General features: G+C 36.8%; 17 protein-coding genes and 2 pseudogenes. 8 read left to right on the top strand and 11 right to left on the bottom strand.

Annotation, left to right across the window (positions count from 1 at the left end):
• Positions 1-122: 122 nt before the first annotated feature.
• Positions 123-2,321: a TonB-dependent receptor domain-containing protein gene (locus tag C9E89_RS01900; protein WP_107006754.1), complete on the bottom strand. Its 2,199-nt coding sequence runs from the start codon at positions 2,319-2,321 to the stop codon at positions 123-125.
• A 264-nt stretch (positions 2,322-2,585) separates the two neighbouring features.
• Between C9E89_RS01900 and tig the strand changes: the two genes are divergently transcribed.
• The 4 genes from tig to C9E89_RS01880 all read left to right on the top strand — a co-directional run bounded on the left by tig (position 2,586) and on the right by C9E89_RS01880 (position 6,980).
• The gene (gene tig / locus C9E89_RS01895; RefSeq protein ID WP_107006753.1) at positions 2,586-3,920 is read left to right on the top strand and encodes a trigger factor; all 1,335 of its coding nucleotides are present in this window, start codon (positions 2,586-2,588) and stop codon (positions 3,918-3,920) included.
• Positions 3,921-4,111: 191 nt separating this feature from the next.
• Positions 4,112-4,723, top strand: coding sequence for an ATP-dependent Clp endopeptidase proteolytic subunit ClpP (clpP, locus tag C9E89_RS01890; RefSeq protein WP_107006752.1), 612 nt, complete (start codon positions 4,112-4,114; stop codon positions 4,721-4,723).
• 34 nt (positions 4,724-4,757) lie between these two features.
• Entirely contained in the window at positions 4,758-6,068 is a 1,311-nt protein-coding gene (clpX, locus tag C9E89_RS01885; RefSeq protein ID WP_107006751.1) for an ATP-dependent protease ATP-binding subunit ClpX, read from the top strand.
• 159 nt (positions 6,069-6,227) lie between these two features.
• A complete protein-coding gene (locus tag C9E89_RS01880) occupies positions 6,228-6,980 on the top strand; it encodes a DUF2846 domain-containing protein (protein ID WP_107006750.1) in 753 nt (250 codons plus the stop codon).
• A 67-nt stretch (positions 6,981-7,047) separates the two neighbouring features.
• Here C9E89_RS01880 and C9E89_RS01875 read toward each other — a convergent pair whose 3' ends face one another.
• The 8 genes from C9E89_RS01875 to C9E89_RS01840 form a co-directional block, all read right to left on the bottom strand.
• The gene (locus C9E89_RS01875; RefSeq protein ID WP_107006749.1) at positions 7,048-7,581 is read right to left on the bottom strand and encodes a DUF2059 domain-containing protein; all 534 of its coding nucleotides are present in this window, start codon (positions 7,579-7,581) and stop codon (positions 7,048-7,050) included.
• Positions 7,582-7,614: 33 nt separating this feature from the next.
• Positions 7,615-8,109, bottom strand: coding sequence for a DUF2059 domain-containing protein (locus tag C9E89_RS01870; protein ID WP_107006748.1), 495 nt, complete (start codon positions 8,107-8,109; stop codon positions 7,615-7,617).
• Positions 8,106-8,609 (bottom strand): hypothetical protein, encoded by a 504-nt coding sequence (locus C9E89_RS01865; protein WP_107006747.1) that lies wholly within the window; start codon positions 8,607-8,609, stop codon positions 8,106-8,108. Before C9E89_RS01865 ends, C9E89_RS01870 begins: the two co-directional genes overlap by 4 nt.
• A 90-nt stretch (positions 8,610-8,699) precedes the next feature.
• A complete protein-coding gene (locus C9E89_RS01860; protein WP_107006746.1) occupies positions 8,700-10,226 on the bottom strand; it encodes a fumarate hydratase in 1,527 nt (508 codons plus the stop codon).
• A gap of 738 nt (positions 10,227-10,964) precedes the next feature.
• Positions 10,965-13,106, bottom strand: coding sequence for a phosphate acetyltransferase (gene pta, locus C9E89_RS01855; protein ID WP_107006745.1), 2,142 nt, complete (start codon positions 13,104-13,106; stop codon positions 10,965-10,967).
• A 60-nt stretch (positions 13,107-13,166) separates the two neighbouring features.
• The gene (locus tag C9E89_RS01850) at positions 13,167-14,384 is read right to left on the bottom strand and encodes an acetate/propionate family kinase (RefSeq protein ID WP_107006744.1); all 1,218 of its coding nucleotides are present in this window, start codon (positions 14,382-14,384) and stop codon (positions 13,167-13,169) included.
• Positions 14,385-14,683: 299 nt separating this feature from the next.
• Positions 14,684-15,088: a hypothetical protein gene (locus C9E89_RS01845; protein WP_107006743.1), complete on the bottom strand. Its 405-nt coding sequence runs from the start codon at positions 15,086-15,088 to the stop codon at positions 14,684-14,686.
• Positions 15,089-15,220: 132 nt separating this feature from the next.
• Positions 15,221-16,486: a glutamate-5-semialdehyde dehydrogenase gene (locus C9E89_RS01840; protein ID WP_107006742.1), complete on the bottom strand. Its 1,266-nt coding sequence runs from the start codon at positions 16,484-16,486 to the stop codon at positions 15,221-15,223.
• A gap of 314 nt (positions 16,487-16,800) precedes the next feature.
• Here C9E89_RS01840 and C9E89_RS01835 point away from each other — a divergent pair.
• Together C9E89_RS01835 and C9E89_RS24130 are read left to right on the top strand one after the other, a co-directional pair.
• Positions 16,801-17,845: pseudogene (locus C9E89_RS01835) on the top strand (alpha/beta fold hydrolase); the annotation flags it as partial.
• A gap of 98 nt (positions 17,846-17,943) precedes the next feature.
• A pseudogene (locus C9E89_RS24130) lies at positions 17,944-18,135 on the top strand (alpha/beta fold hydrolase); the annotation flags it as partial.
• A gap of 49 nt (positions 18,136-18,184) precedes the next feature.
• Here the strand turns inward: C9E89_RS24130 and C9E89_RS01830 are convergent.
• Both C9E89_RS01830 and nagZ read right to left on the bottom strand, forming a co-directional pair.
• Entirely contained in the window at positions 18,185-19,030 is an 846-nt protein-coding gene (locus tag C9E89_RS01830; protein ID WP_107006740.1) for a class I SAM-dependent methyltransferase, read from the bottom strand.
• Between the two features lie 77 nt (positions 19,031-19,107).
• Entirely contained in the window at positions 19,108-20,127 is a 1,020-nt protein-coding gene (gene nagZ / locus C9E89_RS01825; RefSeq protein WP_107006739.1) for a beta-N-acetylhexosaminidase, read from the bottom strand.
• Between the two features lie 198 nt (positions 20,128-20,325).
• Here nagZ and C9E89_RS01820 point away from each other — a divergent pair, with 198 nt between their 5' ends.
• Entirely contained in the window at positions 20,326-22,506 is a 2,181-nt protein-coding gene (locus C9E89_RS01820; protein WP_107006738.1) for a carboxy terminal-processing peptidase, read from the top strand.
• A gap of 219 nt (positions 22,507-22,725) precedes the next feature.
• A complete protein-coding gene (locus C9E89_RS01815) occupies positions 22,726-24,795 on the top strand; it encodes a bifunctional diguanylate cyclase/phosphodiesterase (protein WP_107006737.1) in 2,070 nt (689 codons plus the stop codon).
• Positions 24,796-25,028 lie beyond the last annotated feature (233 nt).

Here is a 25,028-nt window from a genome sequence, read left to right as displayed (position 1 = left end):
TAGGTGAAATTATATCAATAAGTAAAAAAAATGAAGAAAAGTGTAATTTTTTATTAAGTTTTTGATTTGTATTGTAAATTTAAAAACCCTCTCGTAAGAGGGTTTTTTATTGTTTTTACTGATTAAAAGTCATAAGAGACAGATAACCAGAAGTTTCGTCCAGGTAAGTAGGTTCCATCCATACCTGAACCAATGGACATATAATCGTAAGCAGTGGCTAATTCACCTTTAGAATTTATATAGCTTTGGTTCCCAGCAAAGTCTTTATCTAACAAATTGTTAATTGCACCATTAAATCGTAATTGATCATTTACGCTATAACTTGCACCTAAGTTAAAGAGGTTATAACCCTTTAATTTATTATTTGTTAATTCATAAATAATTGCGGCATCAGTTCCTGCGGTTTGTTCCGTGTCATAACGTGTACGGCTTGACTTATATTCGTGTTGTAACCAAAGGTCAAATTGATCGTTGATATGCCATGTTGATGTTGTATTAAAAGCATTTTTAGGCACATTACTTAAAGCATTTCCTTTGTCTTTGCCTTTAGTAATTTCTGTTTCCATATAGGTATAGGCAGTTTTTATATCCCATTCAGGCAGAATGTTATATTTTAAACTCACTTCTACACCTTCAGACTTTGCTTCATCTGCATTGGTTTTTTGTGAAAATGATTTTTGGTCAGTGATATGTGCACCAAAGCTGATACAACTTGGATTATTTAAATTAGGCTGCTGACCATTTACTGTATAATTACAGTTTAAAATTTCAGGTCCAGTGGTAAAACGATCTTTGATTTTGGTATGGAAGATTGTTGTTGAAAAGTCTAAATCACCTTGGTTAAAGTAAAAACCAAGTTCATAGTTCGTTGACTCTTCAGGCTTTAAGTTCGGTGAACCAATACCAAAACTGGTGCCTTGTCCACTGACACTAATGATTCCATTATGTAAGTCTTTTGCAGAAGGGGCTTTATAACCTGTACTTACTCCACCTTTTAAGGTGATCGCATTTGTTGCATTCCAAACTAAATATGCACGTGGACTAAAGTGCCCACCAAAACCACTATGTTCTTCAAAACGACCGCCTAAAGTCATACGAAGATTATCTAACATCTTCCATTCATTTTCAGCGTATAAAGACCAAGAGTCCTTTTTAAACTCAGAACCAACGCCAGCAATACCATCGGCAACAGTGGCTTCTTTATATTCAGCACCAACGGTAACTTTATGGTTGGCAATAGGAGCAATAAAATGAGTATCTATAACCAAATCGGTATTTTCTAAAGTACGATCAGCACCAGAAGCGATATTATTTGGAAAAGTATTATTTGGAATTGTACGTCCAATCGTTTCAGTTGTGGTGTGGCTAGCGTATGATTTCCATGTTCCAAGTGCATAATCGCCATCATGACCCACAGAAAATTGAGTACGATTAAACTCTAATTCATCTTGATAACCATTGGCTTTTTTCGCAGTATCTTGAGTACCTAAACGGTTATCGTCATTTTGATAGTTTTGAGAAGAATGAAACGCATCGAACCAAAGACTATTTTGTTCATTGAGTTTGAGATTTAATTTTGTGCCAAAATCGAAGTTGTCGCTTTCACTTGGACGCGGATCTCGTCCTGCTGTACCAGGAATACGCTCTGATTTTTGACGATCTAAATAACTACCACGAAGTTGTAAACCTAAACGGTCTTGAATAATAGGACCATTTACCACAAAGCTTGACTTCCACGAATCTGCTTCGCCTTTATGTTCCATAATATTACCGCCAACAGTAATATTGCCACGCCATTCATTGCTAATTTTTTTTGTAATAATGTTAATCACACCGCCCATTGCTTCTGAACCATAACGTGTTGCCATTGGTCCACGAATCACTTCAATACGTTCAATTGAAGACAGAGGAGGCAAATAACCACTTGATGTTTCACCAAAACCATTAGGTGTGACATCGTTAGACGTTGATTGGCGTCTACCATCAATCAAAATGAGCGTATAAGGTGCGTCTAAACCACGCATTTTAATATTTAAACCAGATGTCTTACCGACACCATCACGTAAATCTAGTCCAGGAACATCAACCAATAAGTCAGCGATAGACGTTGCATTTTTTTTCTCAATGTCTTCTTTTGACACCACACTAATACTTGCAGGTGCATTTTTTAATTTTTGTTCGAAACCCGAAGCTGTAAATACAACTGTATCGAGCTGTTGAATCGTATCTTCTTCTGAAGTCGTCGTTGTTTGCGCATAAGTCACAGAGGCGCTAAACGTACAAAGTGCAAGCGTTAGAGGGTGAAGGTTGAATTTACTCATAAAAGAATTCCAGTGTTGGACGAGAAAAATAAATATATGAAAAACATCAAAAATATTGAGGTTGAATAATAGTGAGAAATATTATTATTTGCAATAAAGATCAATTTTTTTAATATAAAAATGAAAAAAATCAAAAATGAGAAAAAGAAAGATGGAGAATTTTTTATTTTGATGGTTAAAATAGCCGAAATTTTGTATATCTATAAAGTTGTCATATAATGTGGCACTTTTTTAAATTGTAACTACTATTATATAGAGGAAGCCATGCAAGTAACTTCTGAAGCGGTTTCGGGCGTTGCCCGTCGTTTAAATGTATCTGTACCGACGAGCCGTGTAAATGAGCAATTCGAAGCTCGTTTAAAACGCGCTGCCAAAACTGTGAAGATTAACGGCTTCCGTCCAGGCAAAGTGCCTGTAAACGTTGTTCGTCGTGAATACGGTGCAAGTATTTACCAAGAAGTGGTAAATGACATTATCCGTGACTCAGTATTTGAAGCAATTCAACAAGAGAAAATCAATGCTGTTGGTATGCCAAACATTGATAAAGTTGAAAACAAAGATGATGCTTTGGTTTTTGAAGCAACTGTAGAAGTTTATCCAGAAGTTTCAGTAAATGCACTTGATGCATTAGAAGTTGAACGTAAATCGACTTCAGTGAATGACAAAGATGTCGACACTATGCTCGAAAACTTGCAAAAACAACGTCAAACTTGGGCTGAAACCAAAGGTATGGCGAAAAAAGACATGCAAGTAACTTTCGACTTTGAAGGTACTGTTGATGGTGAAAAATTTGAAGGCGGTGCTGCGCAAGACTTTAAACTTGTTTTAGGTTCTGGTCGTATGATTCCTGGCTTCGAAGATGGCATCATCGGTATGAAGAAAGGCGAAGAGAAAGTCATTGACGTTACTTTCCCTGAAGATTACCAAGCTGAAAACCTTGCTGGTAAAGCTGCTCAATTCAAAATCACTGTGAAATTGGTTGAAAAACCAAAACTTCCTGAAATTGATGCTGAATTCTTAAAAATCTTCAACATTACTGAAGAAGAAGGCGTTGAAAAATTAAAAGCTGACGTTCGCAAAAACATGGAACGTGAAGTGAAAAATGGTCTTCGTAACCAAGTTAAATCTGCTACATTTGATGCATTAGTTGCTGCAAATGAAGTTGAACTTCCTTCAGCAATGGTTGCTCAAGAAATTGACCGTCAACGTCAACAAATGATTCAACAGTTCACTCAACAGTTCGGTGCTCAAGGTGCGCAAGCATTTGACAGCAGTATGCTTCCTGATGACTTGTTCAAAGAACAAGCTGAAAAATCAGTAAAATTAGGCGTGTTAGTGAGCAAAGTATTAGCTGATGCTCAACTTGAAGTAGATGCTGCTCGTGTTGAAGCATACATCGAAGATATGGCGACTTCTTACGAAGACCCAACTGAAGTGATTGAATACTTCAAAAATGATGAAAAACAACGTGCTCAAATTGAAGCTGTTGTTTTAGAAGATCAAGTAGTAGATTATATTTTAGCTGCTGCTAAAGTATCTGATACTGAAGTAAGCTATCAAGATTTATTGAAAGAACAACAAGCGCGTCAACAAGGCTAAGTTGTTTTTCACTAAAAGGCGCTTTCGGGCGCCTTTTTTTATGCTGTATCAAATTTGTAATTGTCCCAAATTCACAATGCTTATTCAAAAAAAATTTGATATTTAATTGGGAATATTTTGCAATTTCAATCATTATCCCTCATATTGTCAAATATGAGCTGAGTAACAAAAAATTCAGGAATAAATAACATATGTATGTTCCATCTATTGAAAATGCTTTAGTCCCTATGGTTGTAGAACAGTCATCTCGTGGTGAACGTTCTTTTGATATTTTTTCACGACTTTTACGTGAGCGTGTTATTTTTCTAACAGGTGAAGTTGAAGATAACATGGCGAACCTGATTGTCGCGCAAATGTTATTTTTAGAAGCTGAAAATCCAGATAAAGATATTCACTTATATATTAACTCACCGGGTGGTTCAGTAACTGCGGGTATGGCGATTTACGATACTATGCAGTTTATTAAACCCGATGTCGTGACTTATTGTATGGGTCAAGCAGCATCTATGGGCGCATTCTTATTGAATGCGGGTGCTAAAGGTAAACGTTATTGCCTTGAAAATGCACGAGTTATGATTCACCAACCATTGGGTGGTTTCCGTGGTCAGGCATCAGATATTGAAATCCATGCGCGTGAAATTTTATTTATTAAAGAACGTTTAAATCGTTTAATGGCAGAACATAGCGGTCAAGATTATGAGCGTGTGGCAAAAGACACAGACCGTGATAATTTTATGACTGCACAACAAGCGAAAGAATATGGTTTAGTCGATCAAGTGTTATCAAAACGCCCTCAAAACTAAGCTTTAATGTACAGATTTAAGATTTGGAGTGAAAATGTCCGATAATCCTCAAGGACAAAAACATTGTTCATTTTGTGGAAAAACACAGTCTGAAGTTGGAAAACTGATCGCTGGTGAGGACGCGTACATTTGTAATGAATGTGTGGATGTCTGCTTAGATTTAGTTCAAACCAGTCAACAAGTTGAAACTGGGGATTGGGCAACACGTCCATTGCCTAAACCTCATGAAATTCGTGCAGCACTTGACCAGTATGTGATTGGTCAAGACACTGCAAAGAAAACTTTATCTGTGGCTGTGTATAACCACTATAAACGCTTGAAAGTAACGCAATCTACGCAAAAAACCAAAGATACGATTGAGTTAGCAAAAAGTAATATTTTACTGATTGGACCAACAGGTTCGGGTAAAACATTATTGGCGCAAACACTTGCACGTTTACTTGATGTACCTTTTGCGATGGCTGATGCAACCACTTTAACCGAAGCAGGTTATGTGGGTGAAGATGTTGAAAACATTGTACAAAAGCTATTACAAAAAGCGGATTATGATGTAGAAAAAGCCCAAAAAGGCATTATCTATATTGATGAGATTGATAAGATTACGCGTAAATCTGAAAATCCATCCATTACCCGTGATGTATCAGGTGAAGGCGTACAACAAGCACTTCTGAAAATGATTGAAGGCACAGTTGCATCTATTCCACCTCAGGGCGGACGTAAGCATCCACAACAAGAGTTCATTCAAATTGACACTTCAAATATTTTATTTATTTGTGGTGGTGCATTTTCTGGGCTTGAGAAAGTGGTACAACAACGTCAAGAAAAAGGTGGTATTGGATTTACCGCTGATGTGAAAAATAAAGATGATACTAAAAAATTATCTGACTTATTCCGTCAAGTTGAAGCAACAGACTTAGTAAAATTTGGTTTAATTCCAGAGTTTATTGGTCGTTTGCCTGTCATTGCGACGCTTGAAGAGCTCGATGAAGAAGCATTAATGCAAATTTTGACTGAACCAAAAAATGCATTAACACGTCAGTATCAGTACTTGTTTGAAATGGAAGATGTAGATCTAATTTTTGAAGACTCAGCATTACGTGCTGTGGCAAAAAAAGCGCTTGAACGCAATACAGGCGCACGTGGTCTACGTTCTATTTTAGAAAATGTTTTACTTGAAACCATGTATGATTTACCAAGTCGTGAAGATATTGGCACAGTCATCATTAATGCTGATGTGATTAATCATCAAGCAGAACCTGTTTATCAAGCAGAACGTCAACCGAAGCAAGAACAAGCTGTTGAAGAAAAAGTTGATTTAAAAGTAATTGATAGTAAATCTGCTTAAAATGATTGAGTTGTGATCTGCAACTCATCTGAAACGTGTAAGAAGCTGGACTTTTTACACGTTTTTTATTTTTAAATCGCCAATGAAATGTTAAGCTGATATTGAGAAAATCATCTTCATTCAAAAATGAAAATAAAAAATACGTGGTGAGGGATAATCATGCGTTACTTTGGTCTAATTATTTTAACCAGTTGTGGGTTGGCTGCCTGTCAAAGTCATCAAACTGTACAACAACCGACTGTAGGTCAAGCGGTATCTACTTTAGATGCTGTGAATTTTGAAAAAGAAAATTCTTTTGTCTATGAGAAACTAGATCAATATAAACTCGGTAAGTTTTCTGTAGGTTCATGGGTCAATCAAGAGCCTGGGCAGTATTTTAAATTGGTCAAACCCCAAAATCCGAATGCCGCTGTGATTTATTTTTATCGTCCTGATAGTAAATGGAATCGCCAAGAAATTATTGCGCAGAGCTTCTATTTAAATGGGAAGCGCGTGCCTAGCCTCATCAGTAATCATTATTATTGGATTGAGTTGGCTGAAGGTGATTATAAACTTAGTTTAAGTCGACCTTTGGCAGTGGTGCATTTTCAAAAACCTAAAGTTGCTTATTTTCATGTGCAAGCAGGTCAGCAATATTTTGTAAAATATGAAGAAGAAAAATTCCGTGGTGGTCCAAACGGTGGTGGTGAATTGTTGAAAGTGGGTCCATTGATGCAAATGCCGACGCGTCAAGCCTTAAAAGAAATTGCCATGACACAATTAAAATCGCCTGGTTTAAACTTCGTTGGTGAAATGACCGCAGATGGAAAGCTGATTAAACCTCAGGAAAAAATTGATAGTGGAGATTATCAAGCCAGTGATGATGTGCATTTGAGTACGCCATTTAAGATTTGGAATCCTTTAACATGGTGAGTTAGTGACTGGCATCACCCATTTAAAAAAAGAGGCAATTGCCTCTTTTTTATAGAAATAAATAGTATTATTTGTTTTCTGCGGCTTTTTTGAGTGCGTCTAGTTTTTTATTCACTTGAGCAAAGTCTTTTTCAGCCGCTTGAATGGTCGACATAAGCTGAGTATTGATGATTTTCATTGATTCTTGGGCAACAACTGGACTTTTGGCTAAGATAGATTGTCCAACTTGGCTTGAGTAAAAATCAATTTGTGCTTGTACTTCTTCAGCAGTGTAAATATCTTTGTAAATTTTTTGATAAATCGGCTGCATTTTATCCCAAGAAATACTTTTCTTGTTTTGCTCGTATAATTGATCTGCTAATTCATTGGCAACGATTTGCTCTTGTGGATTCAGTTTTTCATGCTGTACGATATTTTGTACAACAGTATAAGCTTGCTGATCAAGTTGTGGACGAATTTGTTGTATGGTTTGTTGTAAAAGTTGATTGATTTTCATCACTTCTATCAGCTTTTGTACTTGCTGATCACTTGCAGGAGCAGCAAAAGCGTAAGGTGTAATCAGTATTAAACCGCTGAGTAATAAAGTTTTAAATTTTTTCATCTGACTGTCCTTAAAATATGATGAATAGAAAATCTATTGAGAGAAAAATTTCTCCATGGCTTGTGTAAGTTTAGCTTGTGCTTGAGCTGAAGGTTCAGCATTTTCAGGGAAAATTTGTTCAACAGTTTCAATAATTTTCTGTTCAAAGTTTTTATTATTTAAAATAGATTGTCCTATTGCTGTTTTATAAAATTTAATCCATTGCTGTGTTTCTTCTTCAGTCATATTTTGGTTGTAAATATTAAATAAGCTTTGTCTAAACTCATGTTTATACGCATCACTTAAATAATAATTTTGAATTGCATTATAAATACGCGTTTGATTTTCTTTCGTTTGGGGAAGAGAGTGATACTCAATGATCTGCTGTGTTAGTTGTTGAAAAGTTTCACGCGTTGAGAGGTCTTTGATCGCTTGATTGATGTTAATGACATTCAGCAGTTGTTCTGTACTTTCTGTGCTTGCTGGTGCTGCATATAAACCTGTGTGCAGTAGGCAAAGGCTGAGGCTAAACATTATTGTCTTGATCATTTTTGGTTCTCACGAATAATGTTTTGAATATCTTCTAAGTTGATAATTTTATTAAAATCATTACTTGAGGTATCAACAATTTTTGCGATCATAATGGGAACATTTTGCCCTGCATTTTGCATATTGGTTTGTTGGTAAACGTTGATTAAGGCTTGAGCTTGTTCTTGGCTAAGTGTTTGATAAGCCGCGCGAATGTTAGTCAGAAAAACTTTTTCATCAACTTGTTCGATCATGTCGTTAATCATGATGTCTGATATTTGTATGATTAAAGCTTGTTGTTCAGCTGAAAGCGCTTGTTTGTATTGTAATTGATCAAACATCAATTCTTCAGTTGCACTTTTCATATTCGGCATACTTTGTTTGAGCAAAGCAGGTTTAAATTGATCCCAATGTTCAATTTTAATGAGTTGATCAATCTGTTGTTGTGTCGCAGAGGCTGCAAAGGTATGAAAACTAAAACTCAATATAAATAAAGAATACAGGTAGGGTTTTATTGTCATTAGATTCTCATAAATAAAAAAGCACCCTAATCATAGAGTGCTTTTTCATCAACATTCAAGCAATAAATCTATTTAGCGTTGAATAAAGACTTAGTTCGCTGCTGCATCAACCACTGGGATTTTCCCAATTTTTGCTTGCCAGATTTTTGGTGCTGTTGCATGGATTGATGTACCGTTTACATCAACTGCAACAGATACAGGCATATCTTCAACCACAAATTTGTAGATTGCTTCCATACCTAAGTCAGCAAATGCAACCACTTCAGCTTGGCGTACAGCTTTAGAAACAAGATACGCTGCACCACCGACTGCCATCAAATAAGTTGCTTTATTGTCTTTGATTGCTTCGATTGCAGTAGGACCACGGTCTGCTTTACCAATCATACCAAACAAGCCAGTTGCTTCTAACACTTGGCGAGTGAATTTATCCATACGTGTTGCAGTCGTAGGACCTGCAGGACCAACCACTTCATCACCTACAGGATCAACTGGACCCACGTAGTAAATAAATTTACCTTTAAGGTCTACAGGAAGCTCTTCGCCTTTGTCGAGCATTTCGCACATGCGTTTGTGCGCAGCATCACGACCTGTATAGATTGTACCGTTGAGTAATAGCGTGTCGCCCGGTTGCCAAGAGTTCATTTCTTCTTGAGTAATGTTGTCTAGGTCAACACGTTTAGAAGATGAAGAATCCCAAGTCACTTCAGGATAGTCAGAAAGTTTAGGTGCTTGAATATGTGCAATACCTGAACCATCTAATTGGAAGTGCGCATGACGAGTTGCAGCACAGTTTGGAATCATACCGACTGGTTTACCCGCAGCGTGGCAAGGATAATCTTTAATTTTAATATCAAGAACTGTAGTTAAACCACCAAGACCTTGTGCACCGATACCTAAAGCATTTACTTTTTCAAAGATTTCGATACGAAGTTCTTCGATTTTGTTTTGTGGTCCACGACGAAGTAATTCGTCCATGTTGATTTCTTCCATGAGTGATTCTTTTGCAAGCATCATGGCTTTTTCAGCAGTACCACCAATCCCGATACCGAGCATACCCGGTGGACACCAACCTGCACCCATCGTAGGAACAGTTTTAAGTACCCAATCAACGATTGAATCAGAAGGGTTTAACATCGCAAGTTTAGATTTATTTTCCGAACCACCACCTTTTGCAGCAACAGTGATGTCTACTTTGTTACCCGGAACAAGTTTGTAGTGAATCACAGCAGGAGTGTTGTCTTTGGTATTTTTACGACCAAAAGCAGGGTCAGCAAGTACAGATGCACGAAGAACGTTGCTATTTTCAAGATAGCCTTGACGTACACCTTCATTGATTGCGTCATCTAAGCTCATGGTTAAATCAAATTTAACGTCTAAGCCCACGTCAACAAATACGTTAACAATACCAGTATCTTGACAGATTGGACGATGACCTTCTGCACACATACGTGAGTTGATTAAGATTTGTGCAATTGCATCCTTGGCAGCTTTGTTCTCTTCACGGTCATAAGCACGGCTCATCGCTTGGATGAAGTCTTGTGGATGATAGTAAGAAATGAACTGAAGCGCATCCTTGACCGATGTGATCAAGTCATCTTGCTTGATAATAGTTGTCATATCGAAAATCTCTTGAGCGGGCTGATAGCTAGCGGGCTAAATTATACGTGATAAAGCAGCTTTTGTGGATGACTTGCTTGAATTTTGGCTAAAGTTTAATGTTGAATTTGCAGGGTTAAGAGATATTGAGTCAAATCAGCAAAGTTTTGTAGCAGAATAAAATTTTACTCTATGTTATAAAAATATCTGTTTTAAAAATATTTTTAGATTTTCTAAACGATTGTTTGTATTTTACTTTTTTTAACATTTTAAAATATGACAGTGTTTGTCATAAATTTGTCATAAATATTTCACATAATACAAATATTAAAACAGAGAAATGAAATATGACGATTTCAAGTATCCTGATGGTTGTAGGTTTTAGTATTTATATTGCTGCAACTTGGGTGTATGGACAGAAAGAAGATCAGGCATAAGCTTTATCTTCTTTTTTTTATGCTTGAGTTTTATTTCAAAAGCTAAGTAAGTATAAAAAACCTATCAAAAAATATTTATGATTTAAAAATTAATTGTTTAAAATTTTATGATCAAAAAATAAATCTGGATGCTGATTAACTTCGTCATTACCCCAATATCTATGTAGGGCTGAAAAATTCGTAGCTTTATCAGTTTCCAACTTATTTAAATCCATGACACAGCAGAATGATAATTGATCAAAACTGTAATAAAAAAAGACCACCCAATCCGTAAATTGGGTGGTTTGAGTATCAAACCTTAACAATCTTGCATGAGTTTAGATTATTGAGCAGCTTGTTGTTCTGCTTGAATCGCAGTTAAAGCAATTGTAAAGACAATATCATCGACCAAAGCACCGCGTGACAGGTCATTTACAGGCTTATTCAAACCTTGCAACATTGGACCAACACTGACCACATTGGCAGAGCGTTGAACCGCTTTATACGTGGTATTTCCTGTATTTAGGTCAGGGAAAATAAACACATTGGCACGACCAGCAACTTTTGAATCTGGTGCTTTAGAGCGTCCTACACTTTCAACAGAAGCCGCATCGTACTGTAATGGACCATCAATGAGTAAGTCAGGACGACGCTGTTTTGCAATTTCAGTGGCTTTTGCTACTTTTTCTACATCTGCACCCATTCCTGATGTACCTGTAGAATATGAAATCATGGCAATACGTGGATCGATCCCAAAGGCTTTTGCAGAGTCCGCAGACTGGATGGCAATTTCAGCCAATTGTTCTGCATCTGGGTCTGGGTTGATTGCACAATCACCATAAACATAGACTTCATCAGGTAATAACATGAAGAATACTGAAGATACCAATGAATAGTCAGGCGCAGTTTTAATCAATTGGAAAGCAGGGCGTACAGTATTTGCTGTGGTATGCACCGCGCCAGATACTAAGCCATCAACTTGACCAAGTGCAAGCATCATTGTGCCAAGTACAACAGTGTCTTGTAGCTGATCACGTGCTTGTAAATCATTGAGTTTGCCTTTACGCAATTCCACCATTTTTTCGACATACTGTTCACGAATCAAATCTGGATCAATAATTTCTAAATCATGAGGCAATTCAATATTGCGTGCACGTGCGACTTCAACGACAGCTTCAGGTTTTGCCAATAATATACAGTGTGCAATTCCACGAGCCTGACAAATTGCAGCAGCTTGAATGGTACGATGTTCATCACCTTCAGGCAGTACAATACGCTTTTTCGCAGCAATTGATTTTTGTACCAATTCATGGCGGAAAGCAGAAGGGGATAGACGAGGTTGATAATCACCGTTTAATAACAAGACTAACCAGTCCATATTGATATGGCTCGAAACAAAACGTGTGACTTGTTCAGCGCGCTCAGTATCATCGACTGGAATTTCATTGCTTAGATTTGAAAGCAATTGAGTTGTTTCAAATGTACTTAATGGTGTATGTAAAATAGGTAAACCATTTTTAATTGCTGTCTGACAGAATGCCAATGCAGCAGGATTAGGTTGATGATGTTCTGCTAAAACCAAACCTGCAAGTGGAATACCATTACTGGTTGCAAGACTTGCTGCAAGTAACACATCAATACGATCTGAAGCGGAGATGATTAATTCACCAGCAATAAATTTTTGTAATTCATGTTCAATATTAGAAGCAATTAAACTGCTGTGTAAAACACGACGTACAGTTGATTTACCTTCATTAATCCAACTTGCTTGGATATGTGTAGCAAGGTCTGAAACACGCGGTACACTTAAAGTATCGCTGAATGGAACTAAACCAATCACAGGTAAATGTTCAGTGCCAATATGCGCATGTGTACGTTGAATGGCTTGTGTAAATTTTTCTGTTTCTTCAACTAAACGCAAATCTGGAGCAAATGTCACAGGAATTTGTGCTGAATCTTCAGATAAACCACGTGTACGCATAAACAATACACCAACATTACGTGCTGATGCCGCACCACCAAAATAGCGTAATTGTGCTTCAACTTTTTCAGCAGTCTGTTCAGGCTTGGCAATATTGGCATTGCTGACAAAAATAACTTTTGCATCAAGTGCTTGAGCAAGTGAAGCATTAATTTCACTGGCAAAAGCGTCACGTGCGCTCGGGACTAAACCTTCAACAATAATAATGTCATGTGTACGGGCAACTTCACGATGTAAACGAACAGCTTCTTCAAGTAGCTCGTCAGTTTCACCTGTGTTGAGTAAATAATTTAATTTTGCATATGGAATTGGTTCAACCGTTTCAGTTTTAGAAACATGACGATAGAGTGCAGTTGTACGATCAGACTCGGCTTTTTCATCTTGTGAAAATGGTTTTAAAAATCCAGCTTTTACCCCCTGACAATCCAGAGCATAAATAAGTCCGAGACATGCAGAGGTAAGACCTACGCCTTCACCTGTAGGAACCAATAAAATTGTTTTCATACGCTATTCTTAAAAAGATAAATCAAAATAAATTTTAAAATGAAAGCTGGTGATGGCTAATTAAGCCATCACAGTTTCAATATCAGACTTTTTTGCAGAAGTATTCACCTGTTCTAGTACAACATGCTCAGTTTCTTTTGCAATACGACCTTCTTCGTCTGTTGGTACAACCCAGATTTGTGGACCTGTACCAGCATCAATACGACCTTCAGTACCACGTTTTAAACTATTATTTTGTTCTTGACTCAAGTTAAAGCCAAAATGTGGTAAATAAGCGACTGTTTTTTCACGAATATAAGCTGAGTTTTCACCAATACCGCCTGTGAAGAATAAGCCATCAATACGTGGTAGACCACAGCTTAAACCTGCCAATGATTTTGCTAAACGGTAGCAAAAAACTTCAATCGCAAGTGCTGCATCTTCATTGCCTTGTTCAGATGCTTCAATGAGCGTACGCATATCATTTGAAAGGTCAGACAAACCCAGTAAACCAGATTGGCTATTGAGCATTTTGTCGATTTTATAAATGTCCCAACCCAAGTTTGAAGCTAAGAAACTATGAATACTTGGGTCTACATCACCACTACGTGTACCCATTACCACACCTTCAAGTGGTGTTAAACCCATTGAAGTATCGACGGATTGACCATTCCAGATAGCACAAGTCGAGCTACCATTACCTAAATGCGCTGTGAGCCATCCACCTTTTTTAAAGCTACCCGCAAGTTCTGAACCACGTTCAGAAACGTATGCATGACTTGTACCGTGGAAGCCATAGCGACGGACATTATGTTCTGTATATAAAAATTTTGGTAATGCGTAACGATAAGCATGTGAAGGCATCGTTTGATGGAACGCAGTATCAAAAACTGCAACTTGTGGTAAATGTGGGAATAAACGCATCGTTGCTTCAATACCGACTAAATGCGCGGGATTATGTAACGGTGCAAGTGGTGTTGCAGTACGAATACGTTCAATAATTTCAGGTGTTAATAATTCTGCTTTGGTCAATGTACCGCCATGTACAACACGATGACCAATCGCTTGTGGATTATGATGTGCTAAACGCTCAAGAATGGTTTCAAGGGCTTTCTCATGATCTGCATGAGGAATGGAAAGCTCAAGTTCGGCACCACCAGTGGTAATACCTTTAATACGTGCATCAGCAGAACCTAAGTTTTCTGCTAAACCAAAGATTCGATCTTTGCGGTGCTCTGAAACCAAAGCATATTTAATTGATGAAGATCCGCAGTTAATTACTAATACTGATGTAGACACGTTTTATTACCCGAAATTGTAATTTGATATGGTCGTCCTGATTGATCTGATTACGCTTTTTATTGGTGCAATTTAGATCAGTAGTGATGTTGTACCATGTGTTGTTTTTCTGTCCTAGATAGACTTTAGGTGATTAGACTTAAGCACTATCGACCACTTTAAGAATTATAATTAGAATTTATCAGTTGATAGATTTCATTTATAAATAAAATAGTACAGTACAAAAGTATGATCTATTTTAAACATAGCATGATTTTTATACATTTTAGCTGAGTTTTATGTTAAAAATTTTGTATGTCTCATGAGTTTTTATATTTAATTTCAGACCAACGTACAATTACATAAGCAATTAAAGCCACCATAAAAAACACGAGCATCATCCATGCCAAACCTTGCAATGTCTCAATAATGGTTCGATAAACCTCTAAAAACCAACGTTCTTGGGTGAGTTTTAAAATGATTGGTGCTTTCTCGTTGGTATAGGTGATTGGGCTAATATATTTTTCCATATCATAAATACGAATACCTGAAGATGTACCCACCACCATACCTGCAAATTTGGTGTATTTTGCCCAAGCTGTATGGATTGGATCATTGATAATACGCGCTAAAATGGCATTAATAGAGCCTGAAAAAATGCGCATGACCATAAACGAAACCAGTAATGCCAAGAAAAATGTAATGATGATTAAGGCGTAAAACATAATTTTTTCCTTTTTTATGTTTATATTTTTATTGTAGGAAAAATTTTATGTTGCAATGTAATTTTTTAATGCCATAAAAATAAAAAACCGTCCAATTTTAAAAAATGAACGGTTTTACTTCAATGTACTGACTTATTGACGAATTTGACCATCGCCTAAAACAATCCATTTTTGAGAGGTTAAGCCTTCTAAACCCACTGGACCACGTGCATGAATTTTATCGGTTGAAATGCCAATTTCAGCACCTAAACCATATTCAAAACCATCAGCAAAACGAGTAGAGGCATTTACCATCACAGAGCTTGAGTCGACACGTGTTAAGAACTGACGTGCCAAACTGAAGTTTTCAGTGATGATTGAATCTGTATGATGTGAACCATATTTATTAATATGCTCAATCGCTTCATCTAAACCAGATACAACTTTAACAGCTAAAATTGGACCAAGATATTCTTCATACCAGTCTTCTTCAGTTGCAGTCTTTACTGAAGTACCTAAAATACGGCGAGTTTCCGCATCACCACGGAGTTCAACTTGCTTTTCAGCATACAGTTCTGCAATCAGTGGTAAAAACTCTTCGGCAATTTTTTCATCAACCAATAAAGTTTCCATGGCATTACAAACACCATAACGATGTGTTTTTGCATTTAAAGCAATTGGAAGAGCTTTATGTAAGTCTGCTTGTGCTTCAACAAAAACATGGCAATTTCCATCTAGATGTTTAATCACAGGAATCGTTGCTTCGTTGGTAATCAGTTCAACCAAACCTTTGCCACCACGAGGAACAATCACATCGACATATTCTGCTAATGTAATCAATTGCCCTACTGCGGCACGGTCTGTTGTATTAATGACTTGTACACAAGTTTCAGGTAAACCAGCTGCTTTTAAACCATGTTGAATCGCTTCAGCGATTGCTTGGTTGGAATGAATAGCCTCTGAGCCACCACGTAAAATAATCGCGTTGCCTGACTTTAATGCTAAAGACGCTGCTTCAAGTGTAACGTTTGGACGTGATTCATAAATCATGCCAACCACACCTAAAGGCACACGCATTTTCCCAATTTGAATGCCTGTCGGGCGATAAGCTAAATCTGTAATCTCACCAATCGGATCAATTAAACCAATGACGTCTTTTAAGCCATCAAGCATTGCGACAAAGCGTTTGGGGTTGAGTTCTAGGCGATCAAGCAGTGCGCTGTCCAAATTGTTGGCATGACCTTTGTCCATATCCACTTTATTTGCAGCTAAAATTTGCGGTTGGCTATTTTGTAAAGCTGTATAAATAGCAGATAACGCATTATTTTTTTGAAGTGTAGAAGCACCTGCCAAAAAGCGTGAGGCTTGGCGGGCTTGTTTCCCTACAGTTTGCATATACTGTTCAATAGAATCTTGCATAGCGTTTTAATTGACCACCTAGAAATTTCTCTTTGATAGTAGCAGTCAATACAAATGCAAGGAAGACTGATGAGAAAATAAAAAAATAAAATGCAAGTAAAATGAACGTTTTTAAATATTTTGCAATGTTTTTAGCATTTAAAAAAGATAAGCGGTCATTTGAGCAATTGCATAGAATTCACATATTTGTATAGAATGAAACCATAAGGACATTGAAATGATACAAAAGTAAGTCGGTATCACGATTTGATAAAACAACGCGAGCAATAAAAATCTTGCAGACTAAAAGAATAAAGCAAGGATGGAGGAAGGATATGAATTCCATTATCCAAATGGACTCAGAATCAAATCAAAACTTTAAGGGTTTTGGTTTTTTTGATATTTACAATAAAAATAGTTTCAAGCAACCTGCACGTACAACTTGGATTGACGGCTGGAAAATTGAATATATGGCAATTGCTGATCCTCGGACAGTACATAATACGCCTATTGTAATTATCGGAGGAGCTTTTCAAAATTTTAACTCATATAAATATTGTGTTGAGCAGTTTTTTGAAAGCGGTCCAGTCATTTTAATCGATCTCCCATCTATGGGAGCAAATCAACAAATTACAAATGTCGATACAGGTTTATCCGCAGGTACTTTAGAGCTTCCTGACTTATCTCTGATGTTGGGACAGTGGTTTGATATTGTTGGTATTTCAAAGGTCAATGTTGTCGGTATTTCCCTTGGTTCAGTCATTGCTTCTTTTTTTGTTGAGCAACGTCCTGAGCTAGTTGAAAAAATGATTTTAATGGGAGTAATGCAAAAGACCCGTAAAAGTTGGCGTATGTTGCTTGAAGAATCCTTAATGCTCATGAAAGAGCAACGTATGGATGAGTTTGGGCAAGCTGTAATTTTATATTTAGTCAATCATGCCAAGCTTGATAAAACACGCATGTCACCTACAGCGAAGCGTTTGTTTTTTAAACAAATGGCTGAGTTTTCTGCGACTGAACAAGAGCGTTACGAAATCAATTGCTATCGTCTGTTAAGACTTTCTAATGTTCCTGTACCCAAATGTAATAGCTTAGTTGCATGTGGGCAATATGATAGTTTCACACTTCCTCATGAAAATGCGAATTTTGCGTTGCAATGTCCTGATATGCAGTTTGCAATGATTGCTAATGCAGATCATGTGCCTCAGTTACAACGACGTAAAGAAACCATGACTTTATTTACCACCTACTTAAAAGGTGAATCGATTCATGGTTTAGACGGCATTATTAACTTAACCCGTGAAGATATGCAAAATATGGAGCGCCGTGGGGAAGACCGCATCCAAATTGGGCAACCTGTTCGTAAGCTCATTCATCGTCATTTACAGCATGAAGCTGCTGTTGTGGTGAATGATTTAAATTATTTTGGCTTATCTATGATGCTGAGTGCAGAAGATGCTGCATTTGCTGAACAAAATACACGTGATTTAGCTTTAATTTTAAATGATGAGCAAGGTGATTTTGCGATTGAGTGTTTAATTTTTGAAAGAAATGAAAATAATATTCGCGCTTTATTCAAACATGGTAGTTTTGAAAATGCTGATCGTTTATTGAAGTTTATTGCAGCAGAAAAGCTAAACTTACAAACACCTATACAAGAAATTGAATAATTTTTTTAAAAACCAGTCTTAATGACTGGTTTTTTGAGTGGAAACAGTTTTATGTTTTAGCGTGAATCATCCATACTAAATCACCTAAATGTTCTTCTGAGTTCATTTGTGCAGATTGTTGTGGTTGAAAATAAACATGTGGTTGCAGCACTTCGACCTGTGTAAAACCTGCTATTTTAAAAAAATCTTGGATTTCTTGAGGTTTTTGAAAGTGGAAACTAAAAGCACTGCGCGAAATCACTTTTAGTAATTTACTGCTGTTCCAAATCACACTTGCGAGTTTATTTTTTACAGGTTCAGGATAAATGTCGGTCAAGTAGTGTAAGGCTTTAAAATTTTGCCCATAATGCACAATAGATTTTAGGAGTTGTTGTAGTAAATCTTTTTCAAAATAATTAATTAGTCCCTCACTAATAATCACTAAAGGGCGCTGTGGATCAAAGACAGCAAATGCATTTTTAAAGTCTTCAGTAAATAAGTCAACGGATAAAACTTGAGGGCTAGATGGATCAATTTGTTGTAAAGCTGTTTGCTTTGTCTTTGCCATGTCAGGCAAATCGAGTTCACGATAATCAATATGTGAAAAGTGTTTTCTAAACCACCAACCGCGTGGTGAAAGCCCAGCAGCAATTTCTAAAACTTGTAGATCAGGACACTGATGAATTAATTGTTTTAGTGTGTCATCAAGCATAGTGTGACGTTCTTTTAAGGTGGTACGCATGCTACCCCCAACATACTTTTCTGCCCATGTTTCAATAGGATTGGCAATAAAAGCGAGTGACTTTCCTTTTGATGTTGCAAGTAATGGGTGAGAAATCCCCATTTGATACCAAATATACCCTGTATAATGCGCTGTAAATGAAATATGGCGATGTTTAGAAAGTTGTTGAGTCATGGTTATCCTTAACTTTATTGTTGTTATTTTGACTATTTCAAATCAAAAAAAGGGACATAAAAAATGCCCCTCTAGTTTTAAAGTGAATTTTTAAATTCTTCAATGACTTTTCTGACAGTTTGCCATTCTTCACCCAAATCTAATTGTTCACCGATTTGAATATTTGGAATTTTGCCACGCATACGTTCTAAGCGTTCTTGGTTCGGTAATGGTAAATCTTCAATTCCAGCCAAAGCCACACAGGCAGACTCACGATTATTACACACTAAGCCCATATCACAGCCTGCATTTAAGGCTGCTTGAATACGTGCATCTGCACCACCTGCAACACAAGCTGCTTGCATACTTAAGTCATCTGAAAAAAGTACACCATCAAACTTGAGTTCTTGTCGTAAAACTTTTTGTATCCAATATGGTGAAAAACCTGCTGGATTTGGATCAATATGTTCATAAATGACATGTGCAGGCATCAGTGCATCAAGTTGTGGCTGTAAGTGAATAAAACTTTGCATGTCATTTTGGTAAATTTCTTCATAAGAACGTGAATCAATTGCTGCTGCGACATGTGAGTCCGCCTTAACAGAACCATGTCCAGGGAAATGTTTACCTGTTGTCGCCATGCCTGCGCGTTGCATACCTTTCATAAAAGCACTTGCAAGTGGGACAATGTCTTGTACATTTCGTGCAAAAGCTCGATCACCAATGACATCGCTAATGGCATTTATATCTAAAACAGGTGCAAAGCTAAAATCAATACCCACAGCAAGAACTTCAGTTGCCATAAGCCAACCACATTTTTCTGCAAGGTCGAGTGCTTTTTCAGGTGCATTTAAGTAAAGTTCACCAAAATGACCCATCGCTGGCAATAGTGTAAAGCCTTGTTTTAAGCGTTGTACACGTCCACCTTCTTGATCAACTGCGATGAGAATATCTGGTCGAATTTGACGCATATGGTCAGTGAGTTGACGTACTTGGGCAGGAGATTGGATATTTCTGGAAAATAAAATCATGCCACCGACTTGCGGAGCGCGTAATAGTTCAATATCTTCTTGAGTAAGTTCTGTGCCTGCAACGTCAAGCATCAATGCGCCGATCATAGGAAATCCGAAATTGTATTTATTTAAAAAAAGAAACAATAACCGAATTTTGCAATGATTTGCTACATTTTGTCAGTACAGATTATGATAAAACTACACGACATAAACAGATAAAGTTGTTTAAGATTTTGAATCTCATGAATTCATTTCAAAAAAACAGCGCTGAAATTGGTAAATCCAAGGAAGTACAAACAATTTATGAAACTTCAAACAATCGCATGTGCAGTTGCTATCGCAACAGGTGGTTTATTTTTTAACCATGCTATAACAGAAGCTATTGCAGCAACTGAACCAGCTTCTGTTTCAGCTTCCATTCAACCTTCACAAGATCAGGCTTTAGTCACTCGTCAATTGGCGACTTTGGTTGACCGTCAGCATTATTTAAATATGCGTTTAGATGCAAGTACATCAGCACGTATTTTAGATATGTATATTGACAGTTTGGACGCAGACCATTCGTTATTTTTAGCCAATGAAATTGAGCAATATAAAAAACAGTACGGTGCAACGCTTGGTGCTTCATTAAAAGCAGGTGATTTGACGGGTGCTTATGCAATTCATGCACAATATCGTACACGTTTAAAAGAATTTTATACTTATATGTTGGCTGAGCTGAAAAAGACGCAAAACTTAAATCAGCCAGATGTTTATATTGAAACGGATCGTGAAAAAGCACCATTTTTTAACAGTAAAGCTGAACAAGAGCAATATTGGAATAAAATGTTAGTGTCTCAGCTCATTAATTTGACGATTACGAAACAAGAAGAGCAAGCGAAACAGAAAGCCTTAAAAGATGATCCTTCATTAGCAAATGGGCAAGATCTAACAGCATCTGAAGATTTAACACCTGTTCAAACATTGACCAAGCGTTATACACGTCAGCTAGAGCGTATTGGGCGGATCAAAAGTGATGATGTTTTAGAAAAAATCTTAAACTCAATGACGTTGACTTATGATCCGCATAGTAATTATTTCCCACCTCTAGATGCGATGGAACTCAATCGTCAAACCACCTTACAGCTAGAAGGGATCGGGGTGTCTATTCGTCCTGAGCGTGGTAATGAGGATTACACTAAAATTGAAACCATTGTAGAAGGTGGTCCAGCAAGTAAATCAGGGCAAGTCAAATCTGGTGACCGTATTGTTGGGGTTGCACAAGATGGCGAAAAAATGATTGATGTCATTGGTTGGCCAAGTTCTGAAATCGTTGGTTTGATTCGTGGTAAGCGTGGTACAAATGTTACGATTAAGCTTTTAGGTGCAGGTGCATCTATGAATCAGGCACGTACTGTGACTTTGACACGTGATGTGATTCAGGAAGAAGATGCAGGTGTACGCTCACGTACTGTAGAAGTTACCCGTGATGGAGCTAAACATAAATTTGGTGTGATCGAAATTCCATCTTTTTATCTGAACTATCGTGCTCGCCGTGCTGGTAATGAATATCGTTCTGTTGCTGAAGATACCAACAAAGCTTTACAGTCATTAGCCAATGATAAAGTAGAAGGGATTATTATTGATTTACGTAATAATCCAGGTGGTTCTTTAGAAGAAGTGGCGAAAATGATCGGACAGGTCGTCAAAGAAGGACCTGTGGTACAAATTCGTGATGGCAATGGTAATGTTAGCGTCTTTGATGATACCGATGGTGGTGCGCAAACCTATGCAGGACCGTTGGCTGTGTTGGTCAATCTTGCTTCAGCTTCGGCAAGTGAAATTTATTCAGCAGCAATCCAAGATTATGACCGTGGTGTAGTTTTAGGAAGTACAACGACGGGTAAAGGCACAGCACAAGTGCAACTAGATAGTTTGGCATATGGTCAAGCAACACTGACGCAACGTAAATTTTATCGTATCACAGGTGGAAGTACGCAAAATAAAGGCGTTATTCCAGATATTAAACTGGTTGATATTTATGATGAAGAATTTGGTGAGCGTAAAGCAAAAAATGCTTTGAAATGGGATACGATTCCAACAGCACCATTTAAACGTGAAGGCTCGATTAAACCATATTTGCCACAATTAACTGAAAAATCGCAAACACGTGTGTCTTTAGACCCACAATTTCAGTATTTAACGGAAAGAAAAGCGATTGCTCAACAAACGAAAGATCAAAAACAAGTTGTTTTAGATATTGAGAAACGTAAAGCAGAACTTAACACTCTTGAGTTAAAAACATTGGCTGCGGAAAATAAACGACGTGCTGAAACAGGCTTAAAAGCATATCCAAATTGGGAAAGTTATCAGGCTTCTTTAGATGCACTGGCTGAGTCACGTGCAAAAATGAAAGCGAATAAGAGACCTGCTTTACCTGAAGAAGAAACTTTTGTGACTGAGGCGGCAAATGTGTTAATTGACTTGGCAAGCTTGCAGAAGTAAATTTGTCTAAACACTATGTTAATCAAATATTAAAAGCATATTACGATATGCTTTTTTCTTGTCTAAAAAGTTAAGAATAACTTGACCTTCAATAAGATAATGCTATTTTAACCATATATTTTACATTCTTTAAAAGGTGAACCTTCACACTGTTTTGCGTTGTAATCATTATAGAGTTTTTATAACAATAATAGGTTCATGAATGGAAGATAATTTTTTATGAATTATTTTGGGTATGATGGCAGTTTAATCGTAGGGGGAGCTTGTGCTATCACCGCGATTTGTTATATTGCTTTTTCACTAGAACATATCGTATTGAAACTGAAACATAGTTATCAACAGCTGATGCTTTTTATATTAAGCGGGATGCTATTTGGTCTATGCATTTGGTCTATGCATTTGGTTGTCATTTTTGCTTATAGCTTGCCTGTTCAGTATTCTTTTAATTTTGCATTTTTAGCACTTTCTTATTTTATTGCTACGGCATCAAGTCTTTTTGCAATTTGGTTAACATCTCGACCAACACCGTCTTTTATTCGCCTTATTTTAGGGGCAATTGTGATGGGATGTGGGGTTGCAGGCATGCATTATGTGGGAATGTTTGGGCTGATTATTCCTCATTATGAAATTCATTATGATTTGATTCTTGTGTTTTTATCTGTCATGACACCAATTGTGGGATGTTGTTTTTCTTTTTGGTTGGCATCAACCTATAAACATACCGTCAAATATCAAAGAATTTATAAAACAACAATTTCTACAATTATTGCCTTAAATATTGTGAGTACGCATATTATTGGCTTAAGTGCGGCTACTTTACATGATCTTGATGAAAGCTCATCAGGTTTTGCTCATAATCTTCATACAGGCTCAGGTATTCCTTTATTTGTGATTATATTTATTAGCTTTTTAATTTTTGCTTCAATTTTAGCCGTTGCCATTTTAGATTGGCGCTTAGAAGAACGTAGTTTGCAGCTTTTAAACGCCAATCGACAGTTGGAAAATCTGACATTTCAAGATAATTTGACTAAATTACCCAATCGTCTATTTTTAGAAGATCATATTGAAAAACTCTTTCAACGTTATAAGTTAAGTCATCAAAAATTTGCTTTGATCTATTTAGATTTAGATTTTTTTAAAGCGGTAAATGATAATTTTGGTCATCAGGTTGGTGATGATTTGTTAGTGGCATTGACCACACGGTTACAAACAGTTTTAGATGATAGCCAAACTTTATTGCGTTTAGGCGGCGATGAGTTTTTAGTCATTGTCCCACAAATTAAAGAAGTTAAACTTGAAGCGCTTGCAGAAAAAATTTTAGAAAAGATTCAACAACGCTTTTTAATTGATGAAAAGCAAATCAATATTTCAGCCAGTTTAGGTATTGTGTTATATCCTGATCATGGGCAATCTTTACAAGATTTATTGATCCATGCAGATACTGCAAAAATGTTAGCAAAAGAGCAGGGACGTAATACTTTTTGTATTTATAATCAAAATACAGATCATTATTTTAAACATCGCCATCAGTCAAAATTGATCAACGATTTATATGCGGCAGTCGATGAACAACAGTTTATTTTATATTATCAGCCTAAATTTACCGCAGACTATCATGTTTGTGGTGTAGAAGCTTTAATCCGTTGGCAACATCCGACTTTAGGTTTATTAGCACCGAATAAATTTATTGAAGCGGCTGAACAAACGGGTCTAATTATTCGTATGGGATATTGGGCATTAGAACAGGCATGTATTCAGTTGCAATCATGGCATCAACGCGGAATGCCATTTTGTCCAATTGCAGTGAATTTGTCAGCGATGCAGTTTGAACATAAGCATTTAATTACAACTTTAGATAATTTAATGCAAAAGTATCAAATTCAAGCCAAAGAGTTGATTGTAGAAATTACAGAATCTACAGCCATGCATCATATTGAAAGTAGTATTCAAACATTTGAACATCTAAGAGCTTTAGGAATTTTATTGGCAATTGATGACTTTGGTACAGGACATTCAAGCTTTTTATATCTGAAGAATTTACCTGTAGATGAGTTGAAAATTGATCGTGAATTTATTCGTAATTTATCTGATGGTTCAAAAGATGAAATTATTTTAGAAAGTATTATCCATTTAGCAGTACGACTGGGCTTAATTGTCACTGCTGAAGGTGTAGAAACAGAACAACAAGCACAAATTTTAAAACGATTAGGTTGCCAACAACTACAAGGTTATTTATTAGGTATGCCATTGCCTATTGAAAATTTAGAACAACATCATTTTGTTTCATAACGGTTTTTTATTATATTTATTGGTTTTTTTCGAGCCTTATTGAAAACTTGATATGGGCTGAGCTAAGTTCATTAAAATAACAGAAATAAGCAGAGATCAAGGAAAGACGTCTAATTTATTAGCAGACAGATTGGTATTCATATACAATTACGCCAATTTTCAATTCATTTTCTTTCACACAAACTCAGTCATTTTACGCTGAGTGCAATTGTGTGTATCAATTTAAGATTTAA

Source organism: Acinetobacter sichuanensis, assembly GCF_003024515.2.
GTDB lineage: Bacteria > Pseudomonadota > Gammaproteobacteria > Pseudomonadales > Moraxellaceae > Acinetobacter > Acinetobacter sichuanensis.
Note: the sequence above shows the minus strand (reverse complement) of the source record. Positions and strands in the feature narration are given on the sequence as shown.